This is a genomic window from Jatrophihabitans sp., assembly GCA_036399055.1.
In the GTDB taxonomy this organism is placed as follows: Bacteria; Actinomycetota; Actinomycetes; order Mycobacteriales; family Jatrophihabitantaceae; genus Jatrophihabitans_A.
The window spans coordinates 1-18,525 of sequence record DASWNX010000011.1 but is presented as its reverse complement, the minus strand read 5'-3'; the positions used below and the strand labels follow the sequence as shown (position 1 = coordinate 18,525).

General features: G+C 71.2%; 17 protein-coding genes. 13 read left to right on the top strand and 4 right to left on the bottom strand.

From position 1 onward, the window contains the following. Window positions 1-20: 20 nt before the first annotated feature. From carA to gmk, 7 genes are all read left to right on the top strand, one after another. Complete coding sequence (carA, locus tag VGB75_03215; GenBank protein HEY0166030.1) at window positions 21-1,208, top strand: glutamine-hydrolyzing carbamoyl-phosphate synthase small subunit; 1,188 nt, start codon at window positions 21-23, stop codon at window positions 1,206-1,208. Continuing rightward, entirely contained in the window at window positions 1,208-4,558 is a 3,351-nt protein-coding gene (gene carB / locus VGB75_03210; GenBank protein HEY0166029.1) for a carbamoyl-phosphate synthase large subunit, read from the top strand. Before carA ends, carB begins: the two co-directional genes overlap by 1 nt. Then, on the top strand, window positions 4,555-5,448 hold the full coding sequence (locus tag VGB75_03205; protein ID HEY0166028.1) for a dihydroorotate dehydrogenase electron transfer subunit: 894 nt from the start codon (window positions 4,555-4,557) through the stop codon (window positions 5,446-5,448). Before carB ends, VGB75_03205 begins: the two co-directional genes overlap by 4 nt. Beyond that, window positions 5,449-6,420, top strand: a complete 972-nt coding sequence (locus tag VGB75_03200) for a dihydroorotate dehydrogenase (protein HEY0166027.1) — start codon at window positions 5,449-5,451, stop codon at window positions 6,418-6,420. After that, window positions 6,417-7,274 carry an orotidine-5'-phosphate decarboxylase gene (gene pyrF / locus VGB75_03195; protein HEY0166026.1) on the top strand — a complete coding sequence of 286 codons (858 nt, stop codon included), beginning with the start codon at window positions 6,417-6,419 and terminating at the stop codon, window positions 7,272-7,274. Before VGB75_03200 ends, pyrF begins: the two co-directional genes overlap by 4 nt. 99 nt (window positions 7,275-7,373) lie before the next feature. After that, a complete protein-coding gene (mihF, locus tag VGB75_03190) occupies window positions 7,374-7,709 on the top strand; it encodes an integration host factor, actinobacterial type (protein ID HEY0166025.1) in 336 nt (111 codons plus the stop codon). Then, on the top strand, window positions 7,706-8,290 hold the full coding sequence (gene gmk / locus VGB75_03185) for a guanylate kinase (GenBank protein HEY0166024.1): 585 nt from the start codon (window positions 7,706-7,708) through the stop codon (window positions 8,288-8,290). The genes mihF and gmk overlap by 4 nt, the downstream gene beginning before the upstream one ends. A gap of 66 nt (window positions 8,291-8,356) precedes the next feature. On the opposite strand, the gene VGB75_03180 is transcribed toward gmk, so the two are convergent. From VGB75_03180 to VGB75_03170, 3 genes are all read right to left on the bottom strand, one after another. Next, window positions 8,357-9,754, bottom strand: a complete 1,398-nt coding sequence (locus VGB75_03180; GenBank protein ID HEY0166023.1) for an NAD(P)(+) transhydrogenase (Re/Si-specific) subunit beta — start codon at window positions 9,752-9,754, stop codon at window positions 8,357-8,359. A gap of 79 nt (window positions 9,755-9,833) precedes the next feature. Further along, complete coding sequence (locus tag VGB75_03175) at window positions 9,834-10,154, bottom strand: NAD(P) transhydrogenase subunit alpha (protein HEY0166022.1); 321 nt, start codon at window positions 10,152-10,154, stop codon at window positions 9,834-9,836. Next, window positions 10,151-11,332, bottom strand: coding sequence for a Re/Si-specific NAD(P)(+) transhydrogenase subunit alpha (locus VGB75_03170; GenBank protein HEY0166021.1), 1,182 nt, complete (start codon window positions 11,330-11,332; stop codon window positions 10,151-10,153). The genes VGB75_03175 and VGB75_03170 overlap by 4 nt, the downstream gene beginning before the upstream one ends. 293 nt (window positions 11,333-11,625) lie before the next feature. Between VGB75_03170 and rpoZ the strand changes: the two genes are divergently transcribed. From rpoZ to VGB75_03150, 4 genes are all read left to right on the top strand, one after another. Next, window positions 11,626-11,889 (top strand): DNA-directed RNA polymerase subunit omega, encoded by a 264-nt coding sequence (gene rpoZ, locus VGB75_03165; protein HEY0166020.1) that lies wholly within the window; start codon window positions 11,626-11,628, stop codon window positions 11,887-11,889. Window positions 11,890-11,920: 31 nt separating this feature from the next. After that, on the top strand, window positions 11,921-13,189 hold the full coding sequence (gene coaBC, locus VGB75_03160; protein HEY0166019.1) for a bifunctional phosphopantothenoylcysteine decarboxylase/phosphopantothenate--cysteine ligase CoaBC: 1,269 nt from the start codon (window positions 11,921-11,923) through the stop codon (window positions 13,187-13,189). A 35-nt stretch (window positions 13,190-13,224) separates the two neighbouring features. Next, a complete protein-coding gene (metK, locus tag VGB75_03155) occupies window positions 13,225-14,427 on the top strand; it encodes a methionine adenosyltransferase (GenBank protein HEY0166018.1) in 1,203 nt (400 codons plus the stop codon). A 225-nt stretch (window positions 14,428-14,652) separates the two neighbouring features. Further along, entirely contained in the window at window positions 14,653-16,692 is a 2,040-nt protein-coding gene (locus VGB75_03150) for a primosomal protein N' (GenBank protein ID HEY0166017.1), read from the top strand. Here VGB75_03150 and VGB75_03145 read toward each other — a convergent pair. Beyond that, window positions 16,689-17,339 (bottom strand): M15 family metallopeptidase, encoded by a 651-nt coding sequence (locus VGB75_03145; protein HEY0166016.1) that lies wholly within the window; start codon window positions 17,337-17,339, stop codon window positions 16,689-16,691. The two genes, VGB75_03150 and VGB75_03145, sit on opposite strands and share 4 nt — an antisense overlap. Between VGB75_03145 and VGB75_03140 the strand changes: the two genes are divergently transcribed. After that, complete coding sequence (locus VGB75_03140; protein HEY0166015.1) at window positions 17,317-17,730, top strand: hypothetical protein; 414 nt, start codon at window positions 17,317-17,319, stop codon at window positions 17,728-17,730. The genes VGB75_03145 and VGB75_03140 overlap by 23 nt on opposite strands. A gap of 77 nt (window positions 17,731-17,807) precedes the next feature. Next, a partial coding sequence (locus VGB75_03135; protein ID HEY0166014.1) for a hypothetical protein occupies window positions 17,808-18,525 on the top strand: 718 nt, incomplete at its 3' end.

Here is an 18,525-nt window from a genome sequence, read left to right as displayed (position 1 = left end):
AGACCGAGAACGAGGCAGAGATGACTGACAAGGCGATTCTGGTCCTGGAGGACGGCCGGTCCTTCACCGGCGAGTCCTACGGCGCGGCCGGTGAGACGTTCGGCGAGGCCGTGTTCAACACTGGCATGACCGGCTATCAGGAGACCTTGACCGATCCGTCCTATCACCGTCAGGTGGTGGTCCAGACCGCCCCGCACATCGGCAACACCGGTGTCAACGACGAGGATCAGGAGTCCTCGCGGATCTGGGTGTCGGGCTACGTCGTGCGGGACCCGGCCCGGCGGATGTCGAACTGGCGCGCCACCCGATCCCTGGAGGAGGAGCTGCAGAACCAGGGCGTGGTCGGGATCTCGGGCATCGACACCCGGGCGCTGACCCGGCACCTGCGCGAGCGCGGCGCGATGCGCTGCGCGATCTCCACGACCGACCTGGACCCCGACTCGGTGCGGCAGCGGGTGCTGGCCTCGCCGGAGATGGCCGGCGCCGATCTTGCCGGCGAGGTCAGCACCGCCCAGGCCTACACCGTCGAGGCGATCGGGACCCGCCGGTTCAGCATCGCGGCGCTGGACTACGGCATCAAGTCGATGACCCCGCACCGGTTGGCTCAGCGCGGCATCACCAGCCATGTGCTGCCGGCGGACTCCAGCCTGCGGCAGGTCCTCGACACCGGCGCCGACGCGGTGTTCGTGTCCAACGGGCCGGGCGACCCGGCCACCGCCGACAGCGCGGTGGCGCTGCTGCGTGAGCTGCTGGCCACCGGCACGCCGGTGTTCGGGATCTGCTTCGGCAACCAGCTGCTGGGACGGGCCTTCGGCTTCGGGACCTACAAGCTCCGCTACGGGCACCACGGCATCAACCAGCCGGTGCAGGACCGGGTCACCGGCAAGGTCGAGATCACCGCCCACAACCACGGCTTCGCCGTCGACGCCCCGATCGACCGGGTCAGCGAGACCGACTTCGGCGGGGTGTCGGTCAGCCACATCTGCCTCAACGACAACGTCGTCGAGGGACTGCGGGCCCATGACGTCCCGGCGTTCTCGGTGCAGTACCACCCGGAGGCGGCGGCCGGGCCGCACGACGCGGCCTACCTGTTCGACCGCTTCGCCCAACTCCTCGAAGGCGGCAGCGAGAGAGCATCGCAGCGAGCGCAGCGAGCCAGGAGCGGATCGAGCGCGGAGCCGACCGACATCACCGAAGGCGGTAACTGATGCCCAAGCGCGAGGACATCCAGCACATCCTGGTGATCGGCTCAGGCCCGATCGTGATCGGCCAGGCCTGCGAGTTCGACTACTCCGGCACCCAGGCCTGCCGGGTGCTGCGCAGCGAGGGGTTCCGGGTCAGCCTGGTCAACTCCAACCCGGCCACCATCATGACCGATCCCGAGTTCGCCGACGCCACCTACATCGAGCCGCTGACTCCTGAGTACGTCGAGAAGGTGATCATGACCGAGGCGGCGCTTGGCCACCCGGTCGACGCGCTGCTGGCCACCCTCGGCGGCCAGACGGCGCTCAACCTGGCGGTCGCGCTGCACAATCGCGGCATCCTGGAGCGGCACGGCGTGGAGCTGATCGGCGCCGACATCGACGCCATCCAGCGCGGTGAGGACCGCCAGAAGTTCAAGGACATCGTCCGGACGGTCGGCGCCGACGTCCCGCTGTCGGCGGTCTGCCACAGCCTGGACGAGGCGACCGCCTTCGCCGCGACCGTCGGCAACCGGGTCGTCATCCGGCCGTCGTTCACGATGGGCGGCCTGGGCTCGGGTATGGCGAACTCGGCCGAGGAGGTGCGGACCCAGGTCGCGCGCGGCCTGGCCGCCTCACCGGTGCACGAGGTGCTGGTCGAGGAGAGCGTGTTCGGCTGGAAGGAGTTCGAGCTGGAGCTGATGCGCGACCGCAAGGACAACGTGGTCGTGGTCTGCTCCATCGAGAACATCGACCCGATGGGCGTGCACACCGGCGACTCGATGACGGTCGCGCCGGCGATGACGCTGACCGACCGGGAGTACCAGCACATGCGCGACGTGGGCATCGCGGTGCTGCGCGAGGTCGGGGTCGACACGGGCGGGTGCAACATCCAGTTCGCGATCGACCCGAAGTCCGGGCGGATGATCGTGATCGAGATGAACCCGAGAGTCTCGCGGTCCTCGGCGCTGGCGTCCAAGGCGACCGGCTTCCCGATCGCCAAGATCGCCGCGAAGCTGGCGGTGGGCTACACCCTGGACGAGGTGACCAACGACATCACCGGCGCCACGCCGGCCTGCTTCGAGCCGACCCTGGACTACGTGGTCATCAAGATCCCGCGGTTCGCCTTCGAGAAGTTCCCGGGCGCCGATCCGGTGCTCACCACGCACATGAAGTCGGTCGGTGAGGCGATGTCGATCGGGCGCAACTTCACCGAGGCGATGGGCAAGGCGCTGCGCTCGACCGAGACGAAGGCCGCCGGGTTCTGGACGAGCGCGGACCCGCGCGAGCCCCACGACGGCCTCGCGCTCGCCTCGATCCAGGAGCTGCTCGGCATCGCCTCGGTTCCCACCGACGGGCGGATCTATGCCATCGAGCGGGTGCTGCGAGCCGGCGCGAGCGTTGCCGAGGTGGCCGAGGCCACCGGCATCGACCCCTGGTTCATCGACCAGTTCGCGCTGATCCTCGAAGTGGGCCAGGAGCTCATCGAGGCCCCCGACATCACCTCGGAGCTGTTGCGGCGGGCCAAGCGGCACGGGCTGTCGGACCGGCAGATCGCGGCGCTGCGCCCGGAGCTGGCCGGCGAGGACGGGGTCCGGCTACTGCGGCACCGGGCCGGCATCCGGCCGGTGTTCAAGACCGTCGACACCTGCGCCGCCGAGTTCGAGGCCTTCACCCCCTACCACTACTCCAGCTATGACTCCGAGACCGAGGTCAGGCCGCAGCGGGACCGGCGCAAGGTGCTGATCCTGGGTAGCGGGCCCAACCGGATCGGGCAGGGCATCGAGTTCGACTACTCCTGCGTGCACGCGGTGATGGCGCTGCGCGAGGCCGGCTACGAGACCGTGATGGTCAACTGCAACCCCGAGACGGTCTCCACCGACTACGACACCGCCGACCGGCTCTACTTCGAGCCGCTGACCCTGGAAGACGTGCTGGAGGTGGTGCACGCCGAGCAGCAGTCCGGCGACGTGGCCGGGGTGATCTGCACGCTGGGCGGCCAGACCCCGCTGGGCTTGGCGCAACGGCTCAAGGACGCTGGGGTGCCGGTGCTGGGCACCCAGCCCGAGGCCATCGACCTGGCCGAGGACCGCGGCGAGTTCGGCCGGGTGCTCGAGCTGGCCGGCCTGCCCGCGCCCAAGCACGGCCTGGCCACCTCCTTCGAGCAGGCCAAGCAGGTCGCCGACGCGATCGGCTACCCGGTGCTGGTGCGTCCGTCCTACGTGCTGGGCGGGCGTGGCATGGAGATCGTCTATGACGAGGTGGGCCTGTCGGCCTACATCGCCAAGGCCACCGACATCGCGCCCAGCCACCCGGTGCTGGTGGACCGGTTCCTCGATGACGCGGTCGAGATCGACGTCGACGCCCTCTACGACGGCGCCGAGCTCTACCTAGGCGGGGTGATGGAGCACATCGAGGAGGCCGGCATCCACTCCGGCGACTCGGCGTGCACGCTGCCGCCGATCACGCTGGGCAGCAGCACGATCGACCGGGTCCGCGCGGCGACCGAGCAGATCGCCCACCATGTCGGGGTCCGGGGCCTGCTCAACGTCCAGTTCGCCTTCAGCGGTGACGTCCTCTACGTCCTGGAGGCCAACCCGCGCGCCAGCCGGACGGTCCCGTTCGTGTCGAAGGCGACTGCCGTCTCGCTGGCCAAGGCGGCTGCCCGGATCGCGGTCGGCGCCACCATCGCCGAGCTACGGCAGGAGGGGATGCTGCCGCGGCACGGCGACGGCGGCGAGCTTCCCCCGGACGCGCCGATCGCGGTCAAGGAAGCGGTGCTGCCCTTCCACCGGTTCCGCTCGCCGGCCGGCGAGCTCGTCGACTCGATCCTGGGTCCGGAGATGAAGTCCACCGGCGAGGTGATGGGCCTGGACCGGACCTTCGGGTCCGCCTTCGCCAAGTCCCAGACCGCGGCCTTCGGCTCGCTGCCCACCAAGGGCACGGTGTTCGTCTCGATCGCCAACCGGGACAAGCGCGCGGTGATCTTTCCGGTGCGCCGGCTCTTCGACCTCGGCTTCCGAATCCTGGCCACCGCCGGGACCGCCCAGGTGCTGCGGCGCAACGGGGTGGCCGCTGAGATGGTCGGCAAGTACTCAGAAGGCGCCGGCAACATCGTCGAGCAGATCCTGGCGGGCAACGTCAACCTGGTGCTCAACACGCCGTTCGGCTCGCCGGGCAACTCCGGGCCGCGGATCGACGGCTATGAGATCAGGACGGCCGCCGTGCAGGTCGGCATCCCGTGCCTGACGACTGTCCAGGCGGTGGCGGCGGCGGTCCAGGGCATCGAGGAGCTCATCCGCGACGAGATCACGGTGGCGTCCTTGCAATCGCATCACCGAGCGCTGGCCAGCTGGCGAGAGGGGACCGGCCGATGAGCGCCGACGGCGCGGCCGTGACCGGACCGGAGGCGACTGGCCCGGTGCAGGAGACCGGCGAGATCTTCGACGTCACCAGGCTCGGCGAGTACATCCAGTTGACGGTGGTCGCCCCCGGAGTGGCGCGCGCCTTCGCGCCGGGCCAGTTCGTGGCGGTGGCGGTCGGCGGCTCGCAGACCTCGATGCTGCTGCGCCGCTCGTTCGCGCTCTACGGGGTGAAGCCGGGCGCGGAGTTCGCCGGCACCATCCAGTTCGTGGTGGCCGTGCACGGCCCGGGCACCGAGTGGCTGGCCAGTCAGCGGATCGGCGCCAGGCTGAACCTGGTCGGCCCGCTGGGGACGCCGTTTCCGATCCCGCGGGACGCGGTGCCGGCGGTGCTGGTCGGCGGCGGCTACGGCGCCGCCCCGCTGCTGCCGCTGGCCGAGCGGCTGATCGGCCTGGGCAGCGAGGTCGAGATGATCGTCGGAGCGTCCCGGGCCGACCGGCTGTTCGGTGAGCTGCAGGCCAAGCGGCTGATCGGCAAGGTGACCGTGACCACCGACGACGGCTCGGCCGGCCAGCTCGGTCGGGTCACCGATCCGCTGCCCTCGGCGATCGAGCGGCTGGGCGCTGAGATCGTCTACGCCTGCGGCCCGATGGCGATGCTGGCCGCGGTCGGCGAGGTCGCTCGGGCACATGCGATCCCGGCTCAGGTCGCGGTCGAAGAGGCGATGGCGTGCGGGATCGGGGTGTGCATGACCTGCGTGTTGCCGGTTCGGGGAACGGACGGGGTGTCGCGCTTCGTCCGCTCCTGCGTGGAGGGGCCGGTCTTCGAGGCCGGCCGGGTGCGCTGGGCAGAGGTCGGGACGTTGCCGGCGGACCTGCACGGAGCTGACGGGATGGGGCGCTAGATGGTTGACCTGCGAACCTCGCTGGGGCGGCTGCAGCTGCCGAACCCGGTGCTGACGGCGTCGGGTTGCGCCGCGTCGGGCAAGGAGCTGAGCCAGTTCTTCGACCTCGCCGATCTCGGCGGCGTCGTAACCAAGTCGATCATGCTGCGAGCGCGGTCGGGCCGGGCGACGCCCCGCATGGCCGAGACGCCGAGCGGGATGCTCAACTCCATCGGGCTCCAGGGGCCGGGCATCGACGCCTTCCTGGCCCACGACCTGCCCTGGCTGCACGCCCAGGGCGCGCGGGCGGTGGTCTCGATCGCCGGCGGTCACACCGACGAGTACGTGGCCCTGACCAAACGGCTCTACAACCACCCGGTCGACCTGATCGAGGTCAACATCTCCTGCCCCAACGTCGAGAGCCGCGGCCAGGTGTTCGCCTGCGACCCGATCGCGGCCGGCCGGGTGATCTCGGCCGTCCGGCGGGCGGCCCATCCCAACGTGCCGGTGTTCGCCAAGCTGTCGCCGGACGTGACCGACATCGGACTGATCGCCCGCGCGGTCACCGATGCCGGCGCGGACGGCATCTCGTTGATCAACACCCTGCTGGGCATGGAGATCGACCTGGACACCCTGCGGCCGGCGCTCGGCGGGGTGACCGGCGGGCTGTCCGGGCCGGCGATCCGCCCGGTGGCGTTGCGCTGCGTGTGGCAGGTGCACCAGGCGGTGCCGCACCTGCCGCTGCTGGGAATGGGCGGCATCATGACCGGGCGGGACGCGCTGCGGTTCCTGCTGGCCGGCGCCTCGGCGGTCTCGGTAGGCACCGCGGTGTTCCACGACCCGATGGCGCCCGTCCGGATCCTGGCGGAGCTGGAAGCCGAACTCGACGCCCGCGGGTTCTCCTCGGTGGCGGACGCGGTCGGGTTCGCGCACAAGAGCCCGGAGCAGCAGGCGGCGCTGCGGGGGAGTGCCGGTCAGACGGTGCCGGCGTGAGCTCGGACCCAGGCACGGCGGCTCCCGCGAGCTTCGGCCAGCGGCTCAGCACGGCGCTGGACCGGCGCGGCTCGCTATGCCTGGGCATCGACCCGCACGCCCAGTTGCTGGAGCAGTGGGGGATGGCTGATGACCTGGCCTCGCTGGAGCGGTTCGCGCTGACGTGCGTGGAGGCCTTCGGCGACCTCGCGCCGGTGATCAAACCGCAGTCGGCGTTCTTCGAGCGGTTCGGCTCGCGCGGCATCGCGGTGCTGGAGCGGACCGTCGCCGCCGCCCGGGCGGCCGGCGCGCTGGTGCTGCTGGACGTCAAGCGCGGTGACATCGGCTCCACGATGGCCGCCTACGCCCAGGCCTACCTGGACCCGTCCTCGGACCTGGCGGTGGACGCGATCACGCTCAGCCCCTATCTGGGCGTCGGCTCGCTGGAACCGGCCTTCGAGCTCGCTGCCCGGCACCAGGCCGGGGTCTTTGTGCTCAGCCTCACCTCGAACAAGGAGGGTCCGCAGGTGCAGCACGCCCGGCTGGCCGACGGCCGGACGGTGGCCCAGTCGGTGATCGACGAGCTGGCCTCGCGCAACGCCGGAGCCGAGCCGCTCGGCTCGTTCGGGGTCGTCGTGGGCGCCACCATCGGTGACTCCGTCGCGCAGCTCGGCCGGCTGAACGGGCCCTATCTGGTGCCGGGCATCGGGGCTCAGGGCGGCACCGCCGCCGATGTCCGGCGGATCTTCGGCGCCAGCCTGCGGGCGGTGCTGCCGAGCGTGTCGCGTGAGGTGCTGCGGGCCGGGCCTGACGTGCCTGCGCTGCGTGCCGCGGCTGAGCAGGCCGTGGAGGATTTCCTCTTCCTGCGCGGCTGAAACCCCCGCGACCGGCTTGCTGATCGCCGGTCGGCTCACCGGTCAGCGGCGGGCCGGGCGGCCACCGATCCGAGCGCGTGAGCCGGTACCGTGGCAGGCATGCCTGAGGCGCCTGAACTCAGCGCTGAGCAGCGGGCCGGCGCGCTCGCGATGGCGACCGCCGCCCGGTCGGCCAGGGCCCAGGCCCGGGCCGACCTCAAGAGCGGCCGGATCAGCCTCTCCCAGCTGTTGGAGCGGGCCGGCTCCGATTCCCAGCTCGCCGCGATGCGGGTGAGCGCCCTGCTGGCCGCCTTGCCGGGTTACGGCAAGGTGCGGGCGGCGGCGCTGCTGGCCGATCTGCGGATCGCCGAGTCCCGCCGGGTGCGAGGATTAGGCCCTCATCAGCGCGCCGCGTTGCTGCAACGAATCGAACAGACGGCACAATCGCGGTCATGACCGAACCCGCCACCGACGCCGTCACACCCGCCCGCCTCACCGTCCTGTCGGGACCGTCCGGGGTGGGCAAGGGGACTGTCGTGGCCGAGGTGCGCAGGCTCTTCCCACACGTCTGGGTGTCGATCTCGTGCACGACCCGCAAGCCCCGCCCGGGTGAGGTGGACGGGGTGCAGTACCACTTTCTGACCGACGCCCAGTTCGACGAGTTGATCGCCACCGACCGGCTGCTGGAGTACGCCACCTTCGCCGGCCACCGCTACGGCACGCCCCGCCGGCCGGTCGAGCAGCACCTGGCCGCAGGCCGGCCCACCCTGCTGGAGATCGAGTTGCAGGGCGCCCGGCAGGTGCGGCAACGGATGCCCGAAGCCCAGTTCGTGTTTCTGGCGCCGCCGTCGGTGACCGAGCTGCGTGACCGGCTGACCGGCCGGGGCACCGAGACCGGCGACATGATCGAGACCAGGCTGACCCGGGCCCAGTACGAGCTGCAGGCCCACGACGAGTTCGACGTGGTGGTGGTCAACGACGACGTCGAGCGGGCCGCCGCCGAGGTCGTCTCGCTGATCAGCGCCGTCGTCTCCTGAGCCCGGTCCTCTCACGGCGAGGCTGCGCCGAGGCGGGCCGACTGAGCCGGTCGCGCGGAACCGGGCTCAGTCGACCTGCTTGGTGGCCGTCACCAGCGCGGCCAGCCCCTTCTTGGCGTCGCTGAACAGCATGCTGGTCTTGGGGTCGCCGTAGAGCTCGTTGTCGATGCCGGCGTAACCGGAGGCCATCGAGCGCTTGATGACGATGATGCTGCGGGCGTGGTCGACGTCGAGGATCGGCATTCCCGAGACGGCGTTGCCGGGCCGGCGGGCGGCCGGGTTGGTGACGTCGTTGGCGCCGATGATCAGGGCCACGTCGGTCCGGTCGAACTCCGGGTTGACGTCCTCCATCTCGCGCAGTTGGTCATAGGGAACGTTGGCCTCGGCCAGCAGGACGTTCATGTGGCCCGGCATCCGGCCTGCCACCGGGTGGATCGCGTAGGACACCTCGATGCCCCGGCTCTCCAGCAGCTCGCCCAGCTCGCGCACCTCGTGCTGGGCCTGAGCCGCGGCCAGGCCGTAGCCCGGCACCACGATCACCTTGCTGGCGTAGGCCAACTGCAGGGCCGCGTCGTCGATGGCGATGGACTTGACCGAGCCGCCGCCGCCGGCAGTGCCGACCTCGATCCCGGCCGCGCCGGTGCCGAACCCGCCGGCCATGATGCTGAGCACCGAGCGGTTCATCGCGTCGGCCATCAGCTTGGTCAGGATGGCGCCGGAGGCGCCGACCAGGGCGCCGGCGATGGTCAGGGTGGCGTTCTCTAGGACGAAGCCCGCCATCGCCACCGCGGTGCCGGTGAAGGCGTTGAGCAACGAGATGACGACCGGCATGTCGGCGCCGCCGATCGGCAGCACCATGCCGATGCCGATGCCCAGTGACGCGATCAGCACCAGCGCCAGCAGCCAGGGGCTGTGCGCACCGGCGATCACCGCGATCCCGGCGACCAGCGCGGCCAGGGTCAGCACGATCGAGACCAGCCGCGAGCCGGGGAAGTTGATGGGCTGACTCCAGTAGCCCTGCAGCTTGGCGGCCGCGATCAACGAGCCCGAGAACGTCACCGCGCCGATCAGCACGTCGAGCACCACCGCGGTCGCGATGCCGGCCGAGACATGGCTGTCGTGCTGGTAGTCGGCCACCGCGATCAGGGCCGCGGCGCCGCCGCCGACGGCGTTGAACAGGCTGACCAGCTGAGGCATCTGGGTCATCGCCACGGCCCGGGCCGAGTACAGCCCGGCGGCCGAACCGATCAGGGCGCCGCAGCCCAGCACCAGCCAGCGGGTCGAGTTCATGGTGCCGCCGTCTGACACCGAGACCAGCACCGCCACGATCGCGACCAGCATGCCGAATGCCGACAGCTGGTTGCCGCGCCGGGCGGTGGCGGGGGAGTTCATCATGTGCAGGCCGAGCACGAAGGCCACCGCCCCGAACAGCGAGGCCAGCCTGACACCGTTGTCGACAGTCACTCGGTTTCACCGCTCTTCGCGCGAGCGCTCATCGCTGGCATTCGCTGTGCTCCTCGCTCCTGCGTCGCTCGATGCTCGCTCACTCGGACTCCACCGCGGGGCGGGCCGCCGCCGGGACCGGGCGTTTACGGAACATCTGCAGCATCCGGTCGGTCACCGCGTACCCGCCGACCACGTTGGCCGCGCCGAAGGCGGCCGCCACGAAGGTCAGGATGTAGCCGAAGGTCCCCTCGACAAATGAGGACAGGATCACCACGCCGACCAGCACCACGCCGTGGATGGAGTTGGCGCCCGACATCAGCGGGGTGTGCAGCGTCGCCGGCACCTTGCTGATCACCTCGAACCCGACCAGCAGGGCCAGCACGAAGATCGTCAGGTTGCCGACGAATCCCTGGGTCATGAGGCCTGCCCTTCACTAGAAGTCGCGCCCGCCGTGGGCGTGGCCACGGCGGCCACCGCCGATGACACGATCTGCCCGCCGTGGCTGATCACCACGCCGCGCTGGATCTCATCGTCGAGGTCGATGACCAGCTCGCCGTCGCGGACCAGATGCTGCACCAGCGCGGCCATGTTGCGTGAGAGCGCCTGCGAGGCGCTGGTGGCCAGCCTGGCCGGCAGGTTGGCCGCCCCGACCAGCCGGACGCCGTTGCCGGTCAGCACCGTCTCGCCCGGCACCGAGCCCTCGACGTTGCCGCCAAGCCGGCTGGCGGCCAGGTCGACGATGACCGAGCCTGGCCGCATCCGAGCCACGGTGTCGGCCGTGACCAGCACCGGCGGGACCCGTCCGGGCACCTGGGCGGTGGTGATCACGATGTCGTGCCGGGCGATGTGCTCGGCCAGTTCCTGCTGCTGGGCATGGCGCTCCTCGGACGACAGCTCGCGGGCGTAGCCGCCCTCGCCGGCGCCGGCGATGCCCGCCTTGAGCTCCACGAACTTCGCGCCCAGGGACTTGACCTCCTCGCGGGCGGCCGGCCGCACGTCGTAGCCGCTGACCACCGCGCCGAGCCGGCGGGCGGTTCCGATCGCCTGCAGCCCCGCGACCCCGGCGCCCAGCACCAGGACCGCGGCCGGCTTGGAGGTGCCGGCCGCCGTCATCAGCATCGGAAAGAACCGGTCGTAGTGCTCGGCGGCGACCAGCACGGCCTTGTAGCCGGCGGCGCTGGCCTGCGAGCTGAGCGCGTCCATCGACTGGGCTCTGGTCAGCGTCCGGGGGAGCCCGTCCAGGCTGATCATGGTGACGCCCCGGTCGGTGAGCGCGCGGACCAGTTCGGGGTTGGTCAGCGGCGCCAGCAGGCCCAGCCAGCTCTGCCCGGCCCGCAGCATGCCCAGGACGTCGTCTGCGGGCGGGCCGACCGAGAGCACCAGATCGGCCTCGGCCAGCAGCTCGGCCCGCTCCAGCAGACGCGCGCCGGCGGTCCGGTAGGACTCGTCGTCGAACCAGGCGGCCGCGCCGGCGCCGACCTCGATCAGCACCTGCGCTCCGAGGGCCTGCAGCCGCTTCACGCCGTCAGGGTCGAGCGCGACCCGCCGTTCGTGAGCGGCCGTCTCTTTCACCACCGCGATCCGCAGGGTGCTCATCCGGCGTGCCTTTCGGTCGAGGTCTCCTGGTCGGGCGGTGGTGTCCGGACCCGCCCGGGCCATCGAACCGGGACGACCCGGTCGACATCGAAGAAACACTAGCGGGTAACTGAGCCGATACCGGTGACCTTGCCCACAGGCCTCCGGCTGCGCCGGATCGAGAATGCGGGCACAGCAGCGCGGAGTTGGTAGTATTGCCAGACTGCGCGTGGCGTTCAGATCGCCGACTGCCTTGGCCAGAACTCTCGATGGCCCAGCCGCGCATGAGATTCCGAGAAGAATTCGAGGCTAGCGTGACCGCACCTGTGCCTGCTCCCGAGGGCATCACCAACCCGCCGATCGACGAACTGCTCGACCGGACCGGTTCGAAATACGCCCTGGTCATCGTGGCCGCCAAGCGGGCCCGCCAGATCAACGCCTACTACAGCCAGCTCGGCGAGGGTTTGCTCGAGTACGTCGGCCCGATGGTCGAGACCGCTCCGCAGGAGAAGGCCCTGTCGATCGCGCTGCGCGAGATCAACACCGATCTGATCGAGTTCAAGCCCTCCGAGGCCTAGGCCCGGACGACGGGTTCGAGTGACGCGCCTCGTGACTGACTTGACCTCTGAGACTCCACAGGCGCGAGCGGCCGGCCCGGGCGCCCAGGTGATCCTCGGAGTCTCCGGCGGCATCGCCGCCTACAAGGCGGTCGAGCTGCTGCGCCGGCTGAGCGAGTCCGGCCATGACGTGACGGTGGTGCCGACCGAGTCGGCGTTGCGTTTCGTGGGTGAGCCGACCTGGGCCGCGCTGTCGCACAAACCGGCGCTCTCTGACGTCTGGACCGGCGTCGAGCGGGTGCCGCACGTCCGGTTGGGCCAACAGGCCGATCTGGTGGTGGTGGCGCCGGCGACCGCGGACCTGCTGGCCAAGGCCGCGCACGGCATGGCCGACGACCTGCTCACCAACACCCTGTTGACCGCCCGGTGCCCGGTGCTGTTCGCGCCGGCGATGCACACCGAGATGTGGACGCACCCGGCGACCGTGGCCAACGTGGCCGTCCTGCGCAGCCGCGGCGTGGTCGTGCTGGAGCCCGCTCACGGCCGGCTGACCGGCGCGGACACCGGCCAGGGACGGCTGCCCGAGCCCGCCGAGATCGCTCAGCTGGCCGAGCTGCTGCTGCGCCGCCCGGACGCTCTGCCGCCGGACCTGACCGGACGCCGGGTGCTGATCACCGCCGGCGGAACCCGTGAGCCGCTTGATCCGGTGCGTTTTCTGGGCAACCGGTCCTCGGGCCGGCAGGGTTTCGCTCTGGCGACCGTGGCCGCCGCCCGGGGCGCCCAGGTGACGCTGGTGGCCGCCAACGTGGAGCTGCCGACCCCGGCGGGCAGCGAGCTGATCCCGGTGGGCAGCGCCGAAGAGCTGCGCGCGGCGACCCACGCCGCGGCCAAGGACGCCGACGTCGTGGTGATGGCCGCCGCGGTGGCCGACTTCCGCCCGGCCGTGCCTGCCGAGGCCAAGATCAAGAAGACCGGCGCCGCGCCGGCGGCGATCGAGCTGGTCGGCAATCCCGACGTGCTGGTCGAACTGGTCCAGGCCCGCTCGGCCGGCCGGTTGGCCGCGCCGGTGATCGTCGGCTTCGCGGCCGAGACCGGCGACCAGGCCGGCGACGTGCTGGCCCACGGCCGCGCGAAGCTGGCCCGCAAGGGTTGTGACCTGCTGGTGGTCAACGCCGTCTCCGAAGGCCGGGTCTTCGGCCGGCCGGACAACGCCGCGGTGATCCTGAGCGCCCTCGGCGCCGAGGTCGACGTCCCCCTGGGCCCGAAAACCGTGCTCGCCGCCGCCCTGTGGGACGCCATCACCGCGCTCCTGCCTGAGTAGACTCCCCTTGCCCATCACACCCCCTAGGAGCTTTTGTGAGCCGTCGCCTATTCACCTCGGAGTCCGTGACCGAAGGACATCCGGACAAGATCGCCGATCAGATCTCGGATGGAATTCTGGACGCCCTGTTGAGCCAGGACCCGGCAAGCCGGGTAGCGGTCGAGACGATGATCACCACCGGCCAGGTGCACATCGCCGGTGAGGTCACCACCAACGCCTACGCCGACATCCCGGCGATCGTCCGCAAGACCATCCTCGGCATCGGCTACGACTCCTCCCGCAAGGGCTTCGACGGCGAGTCCTGTGGCGTCAGCGTGTCGATCGGCGCGCAGTCGGCTGACATCGCCCAGGGTGTGGACACCTCCTACGAGGCGCGGGTCGAGGGCGCGGACGAGGCAGAGGACGCCATCGCCGCCCAGGGCGCCGGTGACCAGGGCCTGATGTTCGGCTACGCCTGCGACGACACCCCCGAGCTGATGCCGCTGCCGATCTGGCTGGCGCACCGGCTGGCCGAGAAGCTGACCGAGGTCCGCAAGAACGGCACCGTCCCGTACCTGCGTCCCGACGGCAAGACCCAGGTCACCATCGAGTACGTCGACGGCAAGGCCGTCCGGCTCGACACGGTGGTGGTCTCGAGCCAGCACGCCGAGGACATCGACCTCGACACCCTGCTCAAGCCCGACATCGAGGAGCACGTGATCAAGCCGGTGCTCGAAGGGCTGGCCATCGACACCTCGGACTACCGGGTGCTGGTCAACCCGACGGGCCGCTTCGTCACCGGCGGGCCGATGGGCGACGCCGGCCTGACCGGCCGCAAGATCATCGTCGACACCTACGGCGGCATGGCCCGCCACGGCGGCGGGGCGTTCTCCGGCAAGGACCCGTCGAAGGTGGACCGGTCCGCGGCCTACGCGCTGCGCTGGGTGGCCAAGAACGTGGTGGCCGCCAAGCTGGCAGCTCGAATCGAGGTGCAGGTCGCCTACGCCATCGGCAAGGCCGAGCCGGTCGGGCTGTTCGTCGAGACCTTCGGGACCGAGACGGTGCCGGTCGACAAGATCATCGACGCCATCAACGAGACCTTCGACCTGCGGCCGGCCGCGATCATCCGCGACCTGGACCTCAAGCGCCCGATCTACCAGAAGACGGCCGCCTACGGGCACTTCGGCCGCGAGGACGCCGACTTCACCTGGGAGCGCACCGACCGCGCCGACCAGCTGGCCAAGCTCGCCAACAGCTGAGACGTTTCAGCTCTCTCTGCCCGTTGTGCCATTGTGCGGCCTGAATCCGCGCCGATCTCGGTCGGAACCGCGGATTCAGGCCGCACAATGCGTTGTGCCGGCACCGCTGCCGGTGCGTCATGCTCTGCGGTGGCCAGGACCACGTGTGCCCATGACGCTGGAAGAGCTCGAGCGTCCGCAGGGTAGGGGCCTGAGAACGTCGGCTGGGGCTGGTAGGCATATCCCGTGACCGCCGACCGCACGGACGTGCCCGGGTTGGCCGCGCGCGCCGCGGTCGCGCGCCGGGGCGCCACCCGGCCGCCCCGGGACCGCCAACCGGCCGAATCATCGCCGGTGGCACGGGTGGCCGTGGACTCGCCGCTGCCGCATCTGGACCGGCCCTTCGACTACCTGGTGCCGGCTGAGCTGGACGAGGCCGTGCGACCGGGCTCGCGGGTGCGGGTGCGTTTCGCCGGCCGGCTGATCGACGGCTGGGTGCTGCAGCGGCTGGCGGCCAGCGAGCACGACGGCCGGCTGTCCTATCTGGAGCGGGGTGTCGGCGACGAGCCGGTGCTGACCACCGAGACAGCCGCGCTGTTCCGGTCGGTGGCCGATCGCTGGGCCGGCGCCTTCGCCGACGTGGTGCGGCTGGCGGTCCCGCCCCGCCATGCCCGCGCCGAGTCGGCAGTGGCTGTCGAGGCCGCCGCGCCGCCGCTGGCGCCGAGTCAGGACGGCTGGGCGCGTTACCGGGCGGGTGCGGCGTGGCTGGGTGGCGTGCAGGCCGGCCGGCCGGTGCGGGCGGTCTGGAACGCGACGCCGGGGGAGGACTGGCCGGCCCGGATCGCCGAGGCGGCGCAGGCGGCGCTGGCCGGTGGCCGCGGGGTGCTGGTGGTGGTCCCCGACGCCCGTGACGCGGGCCGGGTCGACAAGGCGTTGCAGGCGGCCCTGCCCAAGGGCTCGCATGTGGTGCTCAGCGCCGACCTGGGGCCCGAGGCCCGGTACCGGCGATGGCTGGCGGTGCGCCGAGGCGCGGTGCGGGCGGTGCTGGGCACCCGCTCGGCGGTGTTCGCGCCGGTGGCCGACCTGGGGCTGGTGGTGATCTGGGACGACGGCGACGACCTGCACGCCGAGCCGCGCGCGCCCTATCCGCATGCCCGCGACGTGGCGGTGCTGCGCGCCTCGATGACCGGCGCGGCGCTGCTGGTGGCCGGCTTCGCGCGCACCGCTGAGGCGGCGCTGCTGGTCGAGTCGGGCTGGGCGCAGCCCATCGCTGCTGACCGGGCGATGCTGAGGCAGGCCGCGCCCCGGATCGTGGCGCTGGGCGATGAGGTGGAGCTCGAACGCGATCCGGTCGCCCGGACGGCCCGGCTGCCGGCGCTGGCCTTTCGCACCGCCCGGGCCGCGCTGGCCGCGGGCAACCCGGTGCTGGTGCAGGTGCCCCGGCGCGGTTACGCGCCCACCCTGGCGTGTGCCAAGGACCGGACACCGGCTCGCTGCGCGCACTGCTCCGGGCCGCTGGCGGCGACGTCGCGGCAGGGGCTGCCCTCCTGCCGGTGGTGCGGCCGGCCGGCGGCGGACTGGCGCTGTCCCAAGTGCGGCGCTGACCGGTTGCGGGCGATGGTGGTGGGCTCGACCCGCACCGCCGAGGAGCTGGGTCGGGCGTTTCCGGGGGTGGTGCTGCGCACCAGCGCCGGTGACTCGGTGCTGGCCGACATCCCGGCCGGCCCGGCCCTGGTGGTGGCGACGCCGGGCGCTGAGCCGGTCGCTCCGGACGGCTACGGCGCGGCGTTGCTGCTGGACGGCTGGGCGTTGCTGTCCCGGCCGGACCTGCGGGCGTCGGAGGAAACCCTGCGGCGCTGGGCCAACGCCGCGGCGCTGGTGCGCGGCGACGGCACCGTGATCGTCGGCGCGGACGCCTCGCTGGCGGTGGTGCAGGCGCTGCTGCGCTGGGACCCGGCAGGCCACGCCGAGCGCGAGCTGGCCGACCGGCGCGAGCTGCGCTTTCCACCGGTCAGCCGAATGGCGGCGCTGGTCGGCGCCCCGGCCGACGTCGCCGAGCTGCTGTCGCTGAGCCAGTTGCCGGCCTCGGCCGAAGAGCTCGGCTCGGTTCCGGTGCAGGCCAGTCGCGGCGGGCAGCCGACCGAGCACATCCGCAGCCTGTTGCGGGTTCCCCGCCCGGACGGGGTGGCGCTGGCCGAGGCGTTGCACGCCGCGGCAGCGGTTCGGTCGGCGAAGAAGTCCGGTGACGCGGTGCGGATCATGCTCGACCCGCTGGAGCTGTTTTAGCTGAGCGGGGCGTTGAGGTGCGGGCGCCTGACTCCAGAACCCGGCCCGTTGAAGTGCCACCACTCACCTGAGTAGACGGTGATGCCGCCGGAGTTCATCGCCGATCGCAGCCGCGCTCGGTTCGCCTGCGCCTGGGCGCTGACACCGTCCACAGCGAAGGCCCGCGCGCGAGGGGTGAAGTCATCAAAGCCGGTGCCCATGTCGAGCAGGCAGTGCCGTTGGACGCGCTGGGCCGCCGAGCACGCGACGCCGGTGCGCGCGTAGGCGAGCGTGATGTCGACCGAGCGGCCGGCTACGTGGCTGGTGGCGTAGGGCCGGGGCCGGGCCACCCACTGCGGGTCCGAGACCACGTCGAACATGCGCGCCTGCACCGCGTTCGGCCGGTAGCAATCCCAGAACACCACCACGTGCCCCTGGCGTCGGAGCTGATCCGCGGCTGCCTTCAGGCCGGGCGCCATCGACTCGTGCACCAGGCAGCGCGCGCCGGCCGGGTACATCGGCACGCCCACGAAGTTGTCGCTGGTCGCATAGCGCAGCTCGACGACCGCGTCAGGAACGACCGTCCGGATGTCGACCAATCCCACCGCGCGAGCCTTGGCCGAGACCGGGGGCGTCAGCGGCGCCGTGCTCGACGCGCTGCGCGACACCGAAGGACGCGATGCCGATGACGCTGCGCTGCGGGGGACGGGTGACGAGCTGGCCGACGGCGGCGACGACACCCAGGACGACACCGACGACACCGACGACGACGGCGACACCGACGACACCGACGACGACGGGGACCTGGAGCCGGCGGGCAGCTGGCCGTCCGCAGCGGGCCGCGGCGTGCAGCCGGCGGCGACGAGCAGCGCAAGCATCCACCACCCGATCCTGAACATCGGCTCATCCTTGCGGCACCGCCGACTGGAAGGCAATTCCTCAGACCCGTCCGGGCGCGGTGTCAGACCGGTGAGGATTCTGCCGCGAGGGCTGAGCAGGCAGGGGCGCCCAGAGTCATCCAGTGGCTCGCAACTCCCTGATGATCTACACATTATGTAAGATAAACGGCGTAATTGTCCGACTCGAAGCTGAAACCGGCCCCCCGTCGGACGCCCTCACCCACCCCAGGAGTGAATGTGCGGTTCTGCACGCCCATCCCGTCCAGCACCCGTCTAGCCCAGAAGCGGCGAACGTCGCCGCGGACCTTGCTGCGAGCGCTGGTGCTCGCGGCGCTCGTCCTCGCGACTTTGCCGGTGATCGCTAACCGGGACGAGGCACATGCCGCCGCGCCGTTGCTGACGAACACCCAGCGGCAGGCCTACCTGAACTATTACGCGCCAGTGATCTTCAAGCGGGGGAACGAGAACAACGCGGCCGAAGGCCGCGACTGGCTGACGAACTACGACTTCGACCAGGACGCCAACTTCGCCACCAACCGGGTCAACTGGCTCCAGGTCAACCAGTACGCAGCCGCGTCGGCGACCAAGGCGACCACCAGCCCGTACGCCCAATGGCGTATCCGCCCGACCCTGTACACCTCGCTGATCGAGTACATGAACGGCGCCACCAAGTCACTGGTGCTGCTCTACCACGTGTACAACGCGGCGGACAAGGAAGGCTCCGAGATTCACGACTGGGAGCGGATCGAGATCGTCGTGCGCAACGTCACCGGCACGCCCGGGGCGACCGGTGAGTACGTCAACAGTTCGACCCTCACCCACCACAGCGAGGACATCATCCGCAAGCGCGGCGACTCCGGGTTCAACTTCATGAACACCGCGACCGGCAAGCACCTGATGATCTGGCAGGCCGACGAGGCGGGCGACGTCACGGCCACCCACGCGCACGAGCTGC

Excerpts from the sequence above, each read along its gene's own strand:
- mihF (HEY0166025.1), top strand. The coding sequence starts at position 7,374 with ATGCCTGAGGCGCCTGAACTCAGCGCTGAGCAGCGGGCCGGCGCGCTC.
- gmk (HEY0166024.1), top strand. The coding sequence starts at position 7,706 with ATGACCGAACCCGCCACCGACGCCGTCACACCCGCCCGCCTCACCGTC.
- VGB75_03200 (HEY0166027.1), top strand. The coding sequence starts at position 5,449 with ATGGTTGACCTGCGAACCTCGCTGGGGCGGCTGCAGCTGCCGAACCCG.
- VGB75_03175 (HEY0166022.1), bottom strand. The coding sequence starts at position 10,154 with ATGACCCAGGGATTCGTCGGCAACCTGACGATCTTCGTGCTGGCCCTG.
- VGB75_03205 (HEY0166028.1), top strand. The coding sequence starts at position 4,555 with ATGAGCGCCGACGGCGCGGCCGTGACCGGACCGGAGGCGACTGGCCCG.
- VGB75_03170 (HEY0166021.1), bottom strand. The coding sequence starts at position 11,332 with ATGAGCACCCTGCGGATCGCGGTGGTGAAAGAGACGGCCGCTCACGAA.
- carA (HEY0166030.1), top strand. The coding sequence starts at position 21 with ATGACTGACAAGGCGATTCTGGTCCTGGAGGACGGCCGGTCCTTCACC.
- carB (HEY0166029.1), top strand. The coding sequence starts at position 1,208 with ATGCCCAAGCGCGAGGACATCCAGCACATCCTGGTGATCGGCTCAGGC.